Annotated in this window: 12 protein-coding genes; 7 read left to right on the top strand and 5 right to left on the bottom strand. The window is 68.9% G+C overall.

Going from position 1 to position 14,778, the window contains the following annotated elements; translation table 11 throughout:
* Nucleotides 1-10 precede the first annotated feature (10 nt).
* Entirely contained in the window at nucleotides 11-811 is an 801-nt protein-coding gene (locus FGL25_RS16655; protein WP_040347173.1) for a class I SAM-dependent methyltransferase, read from the bottom strand.
* 262 nt (nucleotides 812-1,073) lie between these two features.
* Here FGL25_RS16655 and FGL25_RS16650 point away from each other — a divergent pair, with 262 nt between their 5' ends.
* Nucleotides 1,074-1,547 (top strand): Hsp20 family protein, encoded by a 474-nt coding sequence (locus FGL25_RS16650; RefSeq protein WP_128719101.1) that lies wholly within the window; start codon nucleotides 1,074-1,076, stop codon nucleotides 1,545-1,547.
* Nucleotides 1,548-1,614: 67 nt separating this feature from the next.
* Here the strand turns inward: FGL25_RS16650 and FGL25_RS16645 are convergent, their stop codons facing one another.
* The 3 genes from FGL25_RS16645 to gpmA all read right to left on the bottom strand — a co-directional run bounded on the left by FGL25_RS16645 (nucleotide 1,615) and on the right by gpmA (nucleotide 4,311).
* The gene (locus FGL25_RS16645; protein WP_046652842.1) at nucleotides 1,615-2,886 is read right to left on the bottom strand and encodes a pentapeptide repeat-containing protein; all 1,272 of its coding nucleotides are present in this window, start codon (nucleotides 2,884-2,886) and stop codon (nucleotides 1,615-1,617) included.
* An 85-nt stretch (nucleotides 2,887-2,971) separates the two neighbouring features.
* Entirely contained in the window at nucleotides 2,972-3,601 is a 630-nt protein-coding gene (locus tag FGL25_RS16640; protein ID WP_052747991.1) for a bifunctional diaminohydroxyphosphoribosylaminopyrimidine deaminase/5-amino-6-(5-phosphoribosylamino)uracil reductase RibD, read from the bottom strand.
* The gene (gene gpmA, locus FGL25_RS16635; RefSeq protein ID WP_040347179.1) at nucleotides 3,598-4,311 is read right to left on the bottom strand and encodes a 2,3-diphosphoglycerate-dependent phosphoglycerate mutase; all 714 of its coding nucleotides are present in this window, start codon (nucleotides 4,309-4,311) and stop codon (nucleotides 3,598-3,600) included. The genes FGL25_RS16640 and gpmA overlap by 4 nt, the downstream gene beginning before the upstream one ends.
* A gap of 209 nt (nucleotides 4,312-4,520) precedes the next feature.
* Here gpmA and FGL25_RS16630 point away from each other — a divergent pair, with 209 nt between their 5' ends.
* From FGL25_RS16630 to FGL25_RS16620, 3 genes are all read left to right on the top strand, one after another.
* Nucleotides 4,521-6,020 carry a phosphomannomutase/phosphoglucomutase gene (locus tag FGL25_RS16630; RefSeq protein WP_088410664.1) on the top strand — a complete coding sequence of 500 codons (1,500 nt, stop codon included), beginning with the start codon at nucleotides 4,521-4,523 and terminating at the stop codon, nucleotides 6,018-6,020.
* A 44-nt stretch (nucleotides 6,021-6,064) separates the two neighbouring features.
* On the top strand, nucleotides 6,065-7,369 hold the full coding sequence (locus FGL25_RS16625) for an FAD/NAD(P)-binding protein (RefSeq protein ID WP_138142312.1): 1,305 nt from the start codon (nucleotides 6,065-6,067) through the stop codon (nucleotides 7,367-7,369).
* Nucleotides 7,370-7,488: 119 nt separating this feature from the next.
* Nucleotides 7,489-8,775: a cystathionine gamma-synthase family protein gene (locus FGL25_RS16620; protein ID WP_138142311.1), complete on the top strand. Its 1,287-nt coding sequence runs from the start codon at nucleotides 7,489-7,491 to the stop codon at nucleotides 8,773-8,775.
* A gap of 19 nt (nucleotides 8,776-8,794) precedes the next feature.
* On the opposite strand, the gene glmM is transcribed toward FGL25_RS16620, so the two are convergent.
* Nucleotides 8,795-10,144, bottom strand: coding sequence for a phosphoglucosamine mutase (gene glmM / locus FGL25_RS16615; protein WP_138142310.1), 1,350 nt, complete (start codon nucleotides 10,142-10,144; stop codon nucleotides 8,795-8,797).
* 184 nt (nucleotides 10,145-10,328) lie between these two features.
* Here glmM and glmS point away from each other — a divergent pair, with 184 nt between their 5' ends.
* The 3 genes from glmS (at nucleotide 10,329) to FGL25_RS16600 (ending at nucleotide 14,773) form a co-directional block, all read left to right on the top strand.
* Complete coding sequence (gene glmS / locus FGL25_RS16610; RefSeq protein WP_138142309.1) at nucleotides 10,329-12,143, top strand: glutamine--fructose-6-phosphate transaminase (isomerizing); 1,815 nt, start codon at nucleotides 10,329-10,331, stop codon at nucleotides 12,141-12,143.
* 83 nt (nucleotides 12,144-12,226) lie between these two features.
* On the top strand, nucleotides 12,227-13,105 hold the full coding sequence (gene galU, locus FGL25_RS16605) for a UTP--glucose-1-phosphate uridylyltransferase GalU (RefSeq protein WP_138142308.1): 879 nt from the start codon (nucleotides 12,227-12,229) through the stop codon (nucleotides 13,103-13,105).
* A gap of 438 nt (nucleotides 13,106-13,543) precedes the next feature.
* Nucleotides 13,544-14,773 carry an NAD-dependent epimerase/dehydratase family protein gene (locus tag FGL25_RS16600; protein WP_088410670.1) on the top strand — a complete coding sequence of 410 codons (1,230 nt, stop codon included), beginning with the start codon at nucleotides 13,544-13,546 and terminating at the stop codon, nucleotides 14,771-14,773.
* The last annotated feature ends 5 nt before the right edge of the window (nucleotides 14,774-14,778 follow it).

The raw sequence follows: 14,778 nt of genomic DNA, 5'->3' as shown, positions 1-14,778 counted from the left end.
CATCGGGCCGTCAGTCCGCCGCGTAGGGCTTGCGGAAACGCAGGGTCATGCGGTCGCTCTCGCCTATGGCGTCCAGCGCCGCCCGCTCCTCCGCCGTCAGGGCCCGGCCATCGCGCTCCGAGGTGCGCGTGGGCTTCAGCGTCCACACTCCGAACGGGTGGTCGCGGTCGTCCTTGGCATTGGCGTTCAGCTCGCTGCGGGCCTCCAGTTCAAAGCCGGCGCGGCGGGCGGCGTGGATGAGCCAGCTCTCGGGGACGTAGCCCGTCGGCGCCGTCTCCGTCACGTTCAGCCCCTCGGCCGCGCGGTGCTGCTCGACCGCCAGCACGCCGCCAGGCTTCAGCGCCGTGAAGAAGGCCGCCAGATAGGGTTCGACCCGGCCGTCGCGCGACCAGTTGTGGAAGGCGCGGGCCACCACGACCATGTCCGCCGTCCCGTCGGCGACGCCCATGCCCTCGGTCGGGCGATTGACCGGGACGTAGCGCCCGCCGGTCGCCGCCGCATAGGGCTCAAGGATGTTGCGCCACCAGCCGGCGCGGCCCGGCTCGATCTCCACCACCGTCAGGCCGGGCTGCAGGCCCCAGAAGGTCAGGGTCTCGAACGGATGACGCTCGCCGTCGCGGACGCGGTCGGCCTCGGGCCGGGTCGTCGCGGCCACGGCCGCCTGAAGCGCCGCATCCTCGGAAAAGCTCGGCATCTCCATCGACAGGCCCTGGCGGTGCGGCAGCGGCGCAGCGTCCGGCGGGCCCGATTGGGCGAGGGCGGGCGAGGCGAGCAGGCACGCCGCGACGGCGCTGAGGACGAAGGTTCGCATGAAGGGCTCCGGTCGATCCTGGACGACGAAGGTAAAACCCATACGGCGCTTCGCGGCGACGGCAAGGCGCCGATGCGGCGAGACGATTTCGCGCGCCCCTTGCGCTCGAAAAACGGCCTCCTACCTCTTCATCCGAGAGCGCCGATCCCGGGCTCTCCAGACCTGCCGGGGCCGATTACGGACCGCCGGGACTGAAACCCTCCGTCGTCCGGGGCCAAATCGCCGGGCGGCTCAACCTTGCTGAATGTCAGAAGGATGACCCATGCGTACCTATGATTTCTCGCCGCTGTACCGTTCCGCCGTCGGTTTCGACCGTCTGGTTCGTCAGTTGGAAAGCGCCGCGCGCTCCAGCCAGGAAAACGGCTGGCCTCCCTACAACATCGAGACGACCGGCGAGGACGCCTATCGCATCGAGATCGCCGTCGCCGGTTTCTCGGCCGATGAACTGAACATCGAGGCGAAGGAGAACCTTCTGACCGTCACCGGCAAGAAGGCCGCCAACGACGACGGCCAGCGCACCTTCCTGCATCGCGGCCTGGCCGAGCGCGACTTCGAGCGCCGCTTCCAGCTGGCCGACTATGTGGTGGTCAAGGGCGCGGCCCTGGCCAACGGCCTGCTGACCGTCGAGCTGAAGCGCGAACTGCCTGAGGCCCTCAAGCCCCGCAGCATCGAGATCGCCACCGGCTCGTCCCTGATCGAGGGCCAGGTCGAGACCAAGGCCAAGAAGGCGGCCTAAAGGCCACACGCCTGACTGAAAAGTCGAAGGGGCGGCGCTCGCGTCGCCCCTTTTTCGTGCGCCTTCCCTAGGCTGCGTGCAGGTCCGCCGGGTCCAGCCCGCGCGCGCCGCTCGTCTGAGCGCCGGTGAAGTCGGCCTGCTTGGTCTGGGCGCCGTGCAGGGTCGCCCGGCTCAGATCGGCGTCGACCATCACGGCCCGGCGCAGGTCGGCCCCCGTCAGGTCGGCGCCGCGCAGGACCGCCCCGGTCAGATCAGCGGGCAGCAGGCGATCCGCCGCCAGCATCAGCGGCCCCAGCTGGGCCTCGCGCAGGTCCGACCCGTTCAGCCGCGCCCGCGTCAGCCGCGCGCCGCGCAGGTCGGCCCGGCGCAGATTGGCCGAGCGCAGGTCCGCGCCCTCCAGTTGCGCGCCCTGAAGCTGCACCCCCTCCATGTCCAGGCCGTAGAAGACCGCCCCCTTGGCCGACAGCGCCGTCAGGTTCAGCCCGCGAATAGAAACCAGCGGCCGCAGGTCGACCCCGTCGAACACCGAGGGCTGGCCCTCAGCCCCGCCCGTCTCGCACCATTGGGCGTGGTCGCGCAGCATTTCGGCGGCGGGCATCTGGCTGACCGGCTCGCCCGCCGGGCGGTTGTCGACCAGGGCGCCGTCCATATTGGCCCCGTCGGTCCGCCACATGGCGGCCTTGACCCCCACCAGGATGGCGTCGCTGAGGTCCGCCCCCGACAGGTCGGCCCCCGACAGGTCCGCCCCGGCCAGATCGGCGCCGCGGAAGCTGGCCTGCTTCAGATTGGCCCGGACCAGCTTGCAGTCCTTCATGATGGCGTCGGTGAAGTCGGCGGCCACGGCGACGACGCCGGTCATGCGCGAGCGTTGCAGATTGGCGCCCGCCAGCACGGCGCCCTGCGCCTGGGTGTCGGCGCGCTTGCGCGCCTCGACGACGCGGAAACCCAGCTTGGCGTCCTTGGCGGCGATGGTGCCTTCGCGCAGGTCGGCCTCGAACAGGTCGGCCCCCGACAGGTCCGCGCCGCGCAGGCAGGCCCCGCGCAGATCGGCCCGGCGCATGCTGGCGTCGACCAGGGTCACGTCCTGCATGTCCGCGCCGAAGAAGTTGGCGTTGTCCAGCTTGGCGCCCGTCAGGTCGCAGCCGATCAGGCAGGCGGCGGTGAAGTCGGCGTCGGCCAGATTGCGGCCGCGCAAGGACACGCCCGACAGGTCCATCCAGGCGAAGACCGCCCGCGCCCCGCCCGGCCGCGCCTGCCACAGGCGGTCGTGCTTCAGGCAGACGGCGTCGACCTCTTCCTGGGTCAGCGTTCTGCGGACAGGTTCTGCGGCCTCGCTCATGACGCCGATCATGGCTTACGGCGGATTAAGGAAGCTTTGCGGAAACAACCGTTTTCGCGGCGTTTCCGCTCGCCGGAGCCTCGCCCTACTCCGTCAGCAGGCCTTGCTCGCGCAGGGCCTCGGCCAGCTCGCCTTCCTGGGTCCACAGGCGGGTGTAGCCCGCCTCGCCCAGCCGGTTCAGCTCGGTCGTCAGATCGGCGCGCGGCGAAGCGGCGAAGCGGCCGTCGAAACCCGCCCCGTCGAGGCTGACGCGCACCATCGGGCGGCCCGTCTCCAGCCGGTGCAGGAAGCCTTCGCTCAGCACCGAGGCCTCTTCGCACAACAGGCCCGTCTCGACCGTCAGGCCCGACTGGCGCAGCCGCTCCGTGCCCCGACCCGAAGCGAAGGGCGAGGGGTCCAGCGCGGCGATCACCACCCGCTCGACCCCGGCCTCGGCCAGGAAGTGGGCGCAGGACTTGCGGCCCGACGAGCGGGCGCCGCACGGCTCCAGCGTTACATAGGCGGTCGCGCCCTTCACGGCCTCGCCCGCCTCGGGCACGGCCTGCTCCTCGGCGTGAGGACGCCCGCCGGGCGCCGTCGCCGCCTCGGCCAGCACGACCCCGTCCTTGACCAGGACGCAGCCCACCGCCGGATTGGGCCAGGTCTCGCCCATGCGGCTGAGGGCCAGATCGATGGCCCGCCGCATGAAGACGGCGTCTTGCGCCGGCCCGCTCACGCGATTTGCGGCAGGGCCTGCGCCCGCCCCTCGTCCAGATAGCGGGCGGCGACCGGCTTCAGGTCGGCGTCCAGGTCGATCTCCAGCGGGTTGCCGGTGGGGATCTCGACGTCGACGATCTTGTCGTCCGGCACGGCGAACAGCAGTTTGACGATGGCGCGCAGGGAGTTGCCGTGGGCGGCGATCAGCACGTCCTCGCCCGCCTTCAGGCGCGGGGCGATCTCGGCGTCCCAATAGGGCTGCACCCGGTCCAGCGTGGTCTTCAGACTCTCGGTGTCCGGGATTTCCTTGCCGGCGTAGCGAGGATCCGCGTCGAAATCGAACTCGCCGCCCGGCGCCAGCGGCGGCGGCGGCACGTCATAGCTGCGGCGCCAGACCTTGACCTGATCCTCGCCGTGCTTGGCCGCCGTCTCGGCCTTGTCCAGCCCGGTCAGGCCGCCGTAGTGGCGCTCGTTCAGGCGCCAGTCCTCGATCACCGGCACATCCTTCAGTCCAGCCGAATCCAGCGCCAGGGCGCCGGTGCGCTTGGCCCGCTTCAGCACCGAGGTGAACATGACCGCAGGCTTGAAACCCGCCTCGGCGATCAGCTCGCCGCCGCGCCGGGCCTGGGCCTCGCCCTCGGCCGTCAGGTCGACGTCGACCCAGCCGGTGAAGCGGTTTTCCAGGTTCCATTGGCTCTGGCCGTGGCGCAGCAGGATCAGGCGGGTCATCAGGGTCTCCGGGAGCATCCGTATCTGGGTTTCTCGCTAGGCCCCCGACGCGGGGGCGGTCAAGGTTTCGCCGCACGTCAGAGAATACAGCCGCCTCGACCGCAGCCATAACAAGGGTCGCGCGTTGTGGCCTCTCGAGCAGGGGGAGGCTATAGGCCGAGGTCGCACTGCGATCCCCGCTCTCCCCAGCGGCCCATCTAGGAAGACTTATGCAAAAGCCCCGTCAGGACATCCGCCCCAACACCGCGGAATATGAAACCCTGCCCCTGGTCAAGCCGACCGGCTTTCGCGAATACGACGCCCGCTGGATTCTGGAAAAAGAAATCAACCTGCTGGGCATCCAGGCCCTGGGCCTTGGCCTGGCCACCTATGTCCACGAGATCGGCCAGACGCCGAAGATCGCCGTGGGCCACGACTTCCGCGGCTATTCCCTGTCGGTGAAGCAGGCGCTGATCCTGGGCCTTCTGGAAGGCGGCATGGAGGTGCTGGATATCGGCCTGGCCCTGTCGCCGATGGCCTATTACGCCCAGTTCGCGCTGGACTGCCCCTGCGTCGCCATGGTCACGGCCAGCCACAATGAGAACGGCTGGACCGGCGTGAAGATGGGCGCCCAGGCCCCCCTGACCTTCGGCCCCGACGAAATGGGCCGCCTGAAGGAGATCGTTCTGAACGGTCAGGGCGTGGCCCGCCCCGGCGGCCGTCTGGAACGCGTCGAGGGCTTCCGCGAGACCTACATCAAGGACGTGGCCTCCAAGGTGAAGCTGTCCCGTCCGCTGAAGGTCGTGGCCGCCTGCGGCAACGGCACGGCCGGGGCCTTCGCGCCCGAGGTTCTGCGCCTGATGGGCGCCGAAGTGATCGAGATGGACACCGACCTCGACTACACCTTCCCCAAATACAATCCGAACCCGGAAGATCACGCCATGCTGGTGCAGATGGCGGCCAAGGTGAAGGAGACGGGCGCCGACCTGGCCCTGGGCTTCGACGGCGACGGCGACCGCTGCGGCGTGGTCGACGACACGGGCGAGGAGATCTTCGCCGACAAGATCGGCCTGATGCTGGCCCGCGACCTTTCGGCCCTCCATCCGAACGCGACCTTCGTCGTCGATGTGAAGTCGACCGGCCTCTACAAGACCGACGAAGTGCTCAAGGCCAACGGCGCGACCACCGTCTACTGGAAGACCGGGCACTCCTACATCAAGCGCAAGACCGCCGAACTAGACGCCCTGGCCGGCTTCGAGAAGTCGGGCCACTTCTTCCTGTCGGGCGATCTGGGCCACGGCTATGACGACGGTCTGGTGGCGGCGGGCGCCGTCCTGGCCATGCTGGACCGTAACCCCGGCAAGTCGCTGTCGGAACTGAAGTCCGCCCTGCCCGACGCCTGGACCAGCCTGACCATGTCGCCGCACTGCGACGACGAGCTGAAGTACGACGTGCTGGCGAAGATCGTGAAGGAATACGAAGAACTGGCGGCGTCCGGCGGTTCGATCCTGGGCCGCAAGATCGTCGAGGCCATCACCGTCAACGGCGTGCGCGTCCACCTGGAGGACGGCTCCTGGGTGCTGGTCCGCGCCTCCTCCAACAAGCCCGAACTGGTCGTGGTCGTCGAAAGCATGCGCTCAGCCGACGACATGCGCGACCTGTTCCGCAAGGAAGTGAAGCCGCGCCTGGCCGCCCACCCGGAAATCGGCGCCTTCAACCAGGAAATCTGATTCCGGTTTGACCGGCGGCGGCGTCGTGGACGATGCTTGATTCCATGAACGACGCCGCCGCCTCCCTCCCCGTGGTCATCGTCGGCGGCGGGTTCTCCGGCGCCATGCTGGCTGCACGCCTGGCCGAACTGGGCCAGGCCTCGGTCCTGATCGAGCGCGGCGAACAGGTCGGCCTCGGCGTCGCCTATTCCACGCCGCTGGACGACCACCGGCTGAACGTCCGCGCCGAGCGGATGAGCGCCCGCCCCGACCGGCCCGCCGACTTCACCGACTGGTTGGCGCTCCACGCCCCCGCCTTCGCCGATCCGAACGGCTTCGCCCCGCGCCGCCTCTACGGCCTCTATGTGCAGGCTCGCCTGGCCGAGGCCGCCCATCCCGGCCTGATCCGCCGCATTAGGGGCGAGGGCGTCCGCATCGAAAACGAGACCGTCCTCCTCGCCGACGGCGCCCGCATCCCCGGCCGCGCTGTGGTGCTGGCCACCGGCAACCCGCCGCCGCGCCCGGCCGTGGCGGGCGAAGGCCCCCGCCGCATCGCCGATCCGTGGCGGCCCGACGCCCTGGCCGCGATCGGCCCTGACGACGACGTGCTGATCCTCGGCTCCGGCCTGACCATGGTCGATGTCGTTCTGGCGCTTCAGGCTCAGGGCTGGCGCGGCCGGGCGACGGTCGTGTCGCGGCGCGGCCTGCTGCCCCAGGCCCACGGCGCCCATCACGACGCCCCCATCGACCTGCCGCCCGAGGCGCTGACCGGCGCCCTGTCGCGCCGCCTGGCCTCGGCGCGGCGACTGGCGCGCGATCACGGCTGGCGCCGCGTCATGGAAGGCTATCGCCCCATCACCGCCGCGCTATGGGGCGCGGCGACGATCGCCGAGCGCAGCCGCTTCCTGCGCCATCTGCGTCCCTGGTGGGACGTTCATCGCCACCGCATCGCGCCCGAGATCGCCGCCGTGCTGGAGAGGTTGAAAGCGGAGAACCGACTGACCGTCGTCGCGGGCCGCGCCCAGGCGATGGCGGCCGACCGCCAGGCCGCGAACCTGACCGTCCGTCTACGGAACGGCGAAGTTCAAGTCTTCTCCGCCGCCTGGTTGATCGACTGCACCGGTCCCGGCCACGACGCCGCCTGCACGCCCCTGACCGCCGCCCTGATCGCCGAAGGCCGCGCCCGCCTCGATGCGGTCGATCTGGGCCTCGACCTCGACGCCGAGGGCCGCGTGCTGCACGCCGACGGCGTCGCCGACCCCGGCCTGTTCGTGCTCGGCCCCCCGGCTCGCGCCGCCTTCTGGGAGACGATCGCCGTGCCGGACATCCGCCAGCGCATCGAGGCCCTGGCCCGCGCTCTCGCCGATTGACGCCAGCCATTCAGGCGCGGTCGGAATTTCTAAGGCTCCGCGCCTTCCTCTGCGAGGTTTAGCGTCTGGCGAGCCTTCCCTGGGTCGGCTATCCCCGCCTCAGGAGAGGAAACACAAAAATGAACCGTCACCGCACCCGCGTGCTTGGGGATCGCACCCTCGCGCCTGAAACCCTGATGATGGGCTACGGCTATGATCCGGCCCTGTCGGAGGGCGCGATCAAGGCGCCGCTGTTCCAGGCCTCGACCTTCGTCTTCAAATCGGCCGAGGACGGCAAACGCTTCTTCGAGGTCGCCTACGGCCTGCGCCAGCGCGACCCGGACGAGGCCCTGGGCCTGATCTATTCGCGCATCAACAATCCAAACCTCGAGATCCTCGAGGACCGTCTCGCCGTCTGGGACAAGGCCGACAAGGCCCTGGTCTTCTCCAGCGGCATGGCCGCCATCTCGACCGCCATGCTGGCCCTGGTGCGGCCCGGCGACGTCATCCTCTATACGGCCCCGGCCTATGGCGGCACCGAATATCTGTTCGACCGCATCCTGCCCCGCTACGGCGTCAAGGCGATCAGCGTCCCCGCCGCCGAGGGCGCCGCCGCCCTGGACAAAGCCATGATCGCCGCCGCCGCCGAGGCCAGGACGACGGGCGGGCGCCTGGCCGCCGTCTATCTGGAGACCCCGGCCAACCCGACGAACCAACTGGTCGACATCGCCCGCGCGGTCGCCGGCGCCAAGGCGCTGGATCAGGCCGAGCCGCCCGCCGTCGTCGTCGACAACACCTTCCTGGGCCCCCTGTGGCAGAGCCCGCTGGAGCTGGGCGCCGACCTTGTCCTCTACTCCCTGACCAAATACGTCGGCGGCCATTCGGACCTGATCGCGGGCGGCTGCATGGGCGGGGCTGACCTCATGGCCCGCGTCGGCGAGATGCGGACCATCTGCGGCACGACCGCCGACCCGCACACCGCCTGGCTGCTGCTGCGCAGTCTGGAGACCCTGCACATCCGTATGGAGCGGGCGCAGGACAACGCCCTGATCCTGGCCGATCGGCTGCGCGCCGATCCCCGCGTCAGCGCCGTCCTGACCGCCGGAGGGCCGGACGCCTCGCCCGAACAGCAGGCGATCTTCGACGCCCAGTGCAAGGGCTCCGGCTCGACCTTCTCGCTCGAACTGCCCGGCGGCGAGGCCGAGGCTTTCCGCATGCTGAACGCGCTGCGCCTGTTCAAGCTGGCCGTCAGCTTGGGCGGCGCCGAGAGCCTGGCCTCACATCCCTCCAGCATGACCCATTCGGACTACACGCCCGAAGCCAAGGCCCGCAGCGGCATCGGCGACAATCTGGTGCGCCTGTCGGTCGGCATCGAGAACGTCGACGACCTGTGGGCCGATCTGGATCAGGCCCTGTCCGCGATCTGACGGCGCGGGCGGCGGGCGATCAGCCCGCCGCCTTCACCGCCTCGGCGACCTCATTGACCACGCGCTTGACCAGGGCCTCGTCGTCGCCCTCGGCCATGACGCGGATCAGTTTCTCCGTGCCCGACGGCCGGACCAGCAGGCGGCCTGAGCCGTTCAGCGCCGCCTCGGCTTCAGCCATGGCCGCCTTGACCTTGGCGTCCTCCAGCGGCTTGCCGGCGGTGTAGCGGACGTTCTGCAGCAGTTGCGGCACCGGCTCGAACTGACGCGCCAGCTCGCTCATGGGCGCGCCCGCCTCGACCAGGACGGCCAGCACCTGCAGCGCCGCCATCAGGCCGTCGCCCGTCGTGGCGTGATCCTTCAGGATGATGTGGCCCGACTGTTCGCCGCCGATGTTGAAACCGCCCTCGCGCATCCGCTCCATGACGTAGCGATCGCCGACCTTGGTGCGCTCCAGCGTCAGGCCCTCGGCCTTCAGACGGCGCTCCAGGCCCAGGTTGGACATGACGGTGGCGACCACGCCGTTGCCGTTCAGCCGCCCGCGCTTGGCCCAGTCCAGCCCGATCAGGGCCATGATCTGGTCGCCGTCGACCACATGGCCCTTTTCGTCGCAGATGATGACCCGGTCGGCGTCGCCGTCGAGCGCGATGCCGATATCGCAGCGATAGCGCTTCACCGCCTCGGACACGGCCTCGGGATGGGTCGAACCGCATTCGGCGTTGATGTTCAGGCCGTTGGGCTCGACGCCGACAGGAAAGACCTCGGCTCCCAGCTCATAGAGGGTGGTCGGCGCCACGCGGTAGCCCGCGCCGTTGGCGCAGTCGATGGCGATGCGCAGGCCCTTGAGGCTGAGCCGCTTGGGGAAGGCCTGTTTGGCGATCTCGATATAGCGCGGCGGGGCGTCGTCGATGCGCTTGACCCGGCCCAGCTTGTTCGACGGCGCCAGATCCTCGTCCAGGGCCCCGTCCATCATGGCCTCGATCTTCAGCTCGATCTCGTCCGATAGCTTGTAACCGTCCGGCCCGAACAGCTTGATGCCGTTGTCCGCATAGTCGTTGTGCGAGGCCGAGATCATGATGCCCAGATCGGCGCGCATCGAGCGCGTCATCATGGCCACGCCCGGCGTCGGCAGCGGCCCGAACGTCCGCACGTCCATGCCGACCGAGGCCAGACCGGCCACCAGGGCGGGCTCGATCATATAGCCGGACAGACGCGTGTCCTTGCCGATCACCACCAGGTGGCGCCGGTCGTCGTCGGTGCGGAACAGCCGCCCGGCGGCCAGGCCGACACGCAAAGCCACCTCGGCCGTCATCGGATGGGTGTTGGCCCGGCCGCGAATGCCGTCGGTGCCGAAGTATTTTCTCTCGCCCAAGGGCGCGGTCCTTCGCTGGCGGCCCCGGAATTGCAAAGAAACCTTCCGAAACCCATTTTTTGATGTCGCCGCTCCCGCGATTTCCTAGAGCGGAGATCAAGGGCGGAGGCTGAACCCTCTCGCTTACCTCAATTTCGCGGCCCTGCGCAAAAAGCGTCGACCGCATCCGATCGGAGCAGACCTCATGTGCGGCATCATCGGCGTCACCGGAACCGGCCCCGTCGTCCCTCGCCTGGTCGACAGCCTGAAGCGGCTAGAGTACCGCGGCTATGACTCGGCCGGGATCGCCGTGCAGAACGAAGGCGGCGTCGAACGCCGTCGCGCCAAGGGCAAGATCCGCGAGCTGGAGGCCGTGCTGGCCGCCGACCCGATCGCCGGCACCGTCGGCGTCGGCCACACCCGCTGGGCCACCCACGGCGCCCCGACCACGACCAACGCCCACCCGCACAAGGCCGGTCGCGTCTGCCTGGTCCACAACGGCATCATCGAGAATTTCGCCGAGCTGAAGACCGAGATGGAGGCCGAGGGCCGCGTCTTCGAGAGCCAGACCGACACCGAGGTCGTCGCCCATCTGCTGGACCACAAGCTGGCGGCGGGGATGGCCCCGCTGGACGCCTTCAAGGCCACCTTGGACCGGCTGACCGGCGCCTATGCGCTCGCCGTGCTGATTGAGGGCGAGGACGAGCTGATCCTGGGCGCGCGTCGCGGCAGCCCCCTGGTCGTCGGCTGGGGCGAGGGCGAGATGTACCTGGGCTCGGACGCCCTGGCCGTCGGGCCCTTCACGCAGAAGATCTCCTATCTGGAAGAAGGCGACTATGTCGCCGTGACCCGCACCGGCGCGCACATGTTCGACGCCTCGGGCCGCCCGGCCGACCGCGCCGTGGTTCAGGTCTCCGCCTCCTCGGCCCTGGTCGAGAAGGGCGAGTACCGCCACTTCATGGAGAAGGAAATCCACGAACAGCCCGACAGCGTCCAGCACACCCTGTCGGAATACCTCGACCTGGTCTCCGGCAAGGCCAAGGTCCAGGCCGTCGACTTCGCCGCGATCGAACGCATCCAGATCGTCGCTTGCGGCACCGCCTTCTACGCCGGCCAGATCGGCAAGTACGCCTTCGAACGCTATGCGGGCCTGCCCTGCGACGTCGAGATCGCTTCGGAGTTCCGTTACCGTCATCCAGCCGTGACGAAGGGAACGCTGGCCGTCGCCGTCAGCCAGTCGGGCGAGACCGCCGACACCCTGGCCAGCCTGACCTGGTGCAAGGCGCAGGGGCTGAAGACCGCCGCCGTGGTCAACGTCCACACCTCCTCCATGGCGCGCGAGGCCGAAGTCCTGTGGCCGACCCATGCCGGGCCGGAAATCGGCGTCGCCTCGACCAAGGCCTTCACCGCCCAGGTCGCCGCCCTGCTGTCGCTGGCCGTCGCGGCGGGCGTGGCGCGCGGCCGCATCGACGCCGCCCAGGAAGCCGAACTGGTCAAGGCCCTGTTCGAGGCTCCGCGTCTGATCTCCGAGGCCCTGCAGATGGACGCGGGCATCCACGCCCTGACGCTCGACCTGGCCAAGGCGCGGGACGTCCTGTTCCTGGGCCGCGGACCGATGTTCCCGCTGGCCATGGAAGGCGCGCTGAAGCTGAAGGAGATCAGCTATATCCACGCCGAGGGCTACGCCGCGGGCGAACTGAAGCACGGCCCCATCGCCCTGATCGACGAAGCGACCCCGACGGTGGCGCTGGCCCCGCTGGATGATCTGTTCGAGAAGACCGCCTCCAACCTGCAGGAAGTGGCCGCGCGCGGCGGTCCGGTCATCATGATCGCCCCGGAAAAGGCGCCCGACCCGCACGGAGCCGGCATCAGCCGCGTCCACGCCCCGGACTGCCCGGCCCTGATCTCGCCCCTGGTCTACGCCGTGCCGATGCAGCTTCTGGCCTATTACACCGCGGTCCAGAAGGGCACCGACGTCGACCAGCCGCGCAACCTGGCCAAGTCGGTGACGGTGGAATAGGCGAACCCGATCCGCCCGGGGGCGTTTGGAAGCTTCACAAATTACGCCTATGACAGGCGCCCCAAGGCTGATCAGGACGATCCATGACGACCTCCCCCGCCCGCCTGCGTAAGGCGGTCCTGCCCGTGGCCGGTCTCGGCACGCGGGTTCTGCCCGGCACCAAGACCACGCCCAAGGAGCTGCTGAACGTCGTCGACCGACCGATCCTCTCCTACATCGTGGAAGAGGCGCGCGAGGCGGGGATCGAGCACATCGTCTTCGTCACCGGCCGCGCCAAACAGGCGATCGAGGACTATTTCGACCACCAGATCGAGCTTGAGGCCCAGCTCCTGGCCAAGGGCAAGACCGAGATTCTGGAGATCATGAACGCCGAGCTGGCCCAGGCCGGCGAGATGAGCTTCACCCGCCAGATGCAGCCCAAGGGCCTGGGCCACGCCGTCTGGTGCGCCCGCGACATCATCGGCCACGAGCCCTTCGCCGTCATCCTGCCCGACGTCATCGTGGATTCTCAGCCCGGCGCCCTGAAGCAGCTGGCCGAGGTCTACGCCGAGGTCGGCGGCAACGTCATCGGCGTCGAGGCCGTGCCCGCGGCCGACACCCATAAATACGGCATCATCGACCCCGCCTCCCACGACGGCCGCCGCTACGGCATGAAGGGCATGATCGAAAAGCCCGCCCAGGGCACGGCGCCCTCGAACATGTCGATCTCGGGCCGCTACATCCTGCAGCCGGAAATCTTCGACCTGCTGGAGACGCAGGAGCGCGGCGCCGGCGGCGAAATCCAGCTGACCGACGCCATGGACCGGCTGATGAAGACGCAAGTCTTCACCGCCTATGAGTATGAGGGCGTGACCCACGACTGCGGCGACAAGATCGGCCTGCTGCGCGCCAACGTCGCCCTGGCCCTGAAGCGCCCCGATCTGGGCGACGCCGCCCGCGAGGCGATCGAAAGCTTGCTCTAACCTCCCTTCTCCCCTTGTGGGAGAAGGTGGCAGGCGAAGCCTGACGGATGAGGGGTGGCGACATCGCGTTTTGCAAACTCGTCTCCGCTGTCCCGCCTCATTGCTAAAGAAGCCCGCTCACACCCCTCATCCGAGCGCCTACGGCGCCCACCTTCTCCCACAAGGGGAGAAGGACGACCGGCGCCAGCATAATGAGCGTCAAAAATCGCTTTGATTTCAAAGCCCCGCTTGCTGCAGACCGGCTTCAGCCCACCTTGCTCGCCCGCCGCCTCATGATCGCCGGTCAGGCTCCGCAGCTCGTCCGAGTTCAGACGATTCAGACGAATTGGACTCTGTTTTTTCCGCCCTGCGTCGCTTTCGTCGCAGCCAAGCGCCACGCTTTCGCCCCCTCGCGCGTTCGGCTAGGCAGGTTAGAGTGCTGAAAACGAGGTTCGACTGATGCGCGTGATGATTCTGGGCGGCGACGGCTTCTGCGGCTGGCCCACGGCCCTGCACCTCTCGGCGCGCGGCTGGGACGTGCTGGTCGTCGACAACCTCAGCCGCCGCAACATCGACAATGAGCTGGAGATCCGCTCCCTGACCCCGATCCGCACCATGGGCGAGCGCATCGCCGCATGGAAGGAGGTCTCGGGCCGCGCCATCGACTTCGTCAACCTGACCGTCGGCAAGGAGTTCGACCGCCTGGTCGCGCTGATCCACGACTGGGCGCCCGACAGCGTCGTCCACTTCGCCGAGCAGCGCGCCGCCCCCTATTCGATGAAGTCGGCGCGGCACAAGCTCTACACCGTCGACAACAATCTGAACGCCACCAACCACCTGCTGGCCGCCATCGTCGAGAGCGGCCGCGACGTCCACCTGGCCCACCTGGGGACCATGGGCGTCTACGGCTACACCACGGCGGGCCTGCGCATCCCCGAGGGCTATCTGAAGGTCACGGTCGATACCGACCACGGCCCGACCGAGCAGGAAATCCTGTTCCCGCCGAACCCCGGCAGCATCTATCACATGACCAAGACGCAGGACGCCCTGCTGTTCCAGTTCTACGCCAAGAACGACGGCCTGAGGATCACCGACCTGCACCAGGGCATCGTCTGGGGCGCCCAGACCGAGGAGACCCGGCAGGACGAGCGCCTGATCAACCGCTTCGACTACGACGGCGACTACGGCACGGTGCTGAACCGCTTCCTGATGCAGGGCGCGCTTGGCTATCCGCTGACGGTGCACGGCTCGGGCGGCCAGACGCGGGCCTTCATCCATATCCAGGACACGGTGCGCTGCGTCGAGCTGGCGCTGAAAAACCCGCCCAAGCGCGGCGACCGGGTCAAGATCCTCAACCAGATGACCGAGAGCCGTCGCGTCCGCGACCTGGCCCGCATGGTGGCCGACATGACGGGCGCCCAGGTCCACAACGTCGCCAATCCGCGCCAGGAGGCCGACGAGAATGAATTGGTCGTCGCCAACGACCAGTTCCGCGAACTGGGGCTGAAGCCGATCACCCTGGCCGAGGGGCTGATGGCCGATGTGACCGACATCGCCCGCCGCTACGCCGACCGCGCCGACCGGACCAAGATTCCTTGCGTCACCGCCTGGAACGTCGGCCGCGCCGAAGCCCTGCGCGACGAGGCCGAAACGACCGCCCCTTCCCCCGTCCGCGTCCTGTCCGCCTGAAAGAC

This window comes from Brevundimonas vancanneytii (assembly GCF_901421975.1).
GTDB lineage: Bacteria > Pseudomonadota > Alphaproteobacteria > Caulobacterales > Caulobacteraceae > Brevundimonas > Brevundimonas diminuta.
This window is presented reverse-complemented; position numbering and strand designations above follow the sequence as displayed.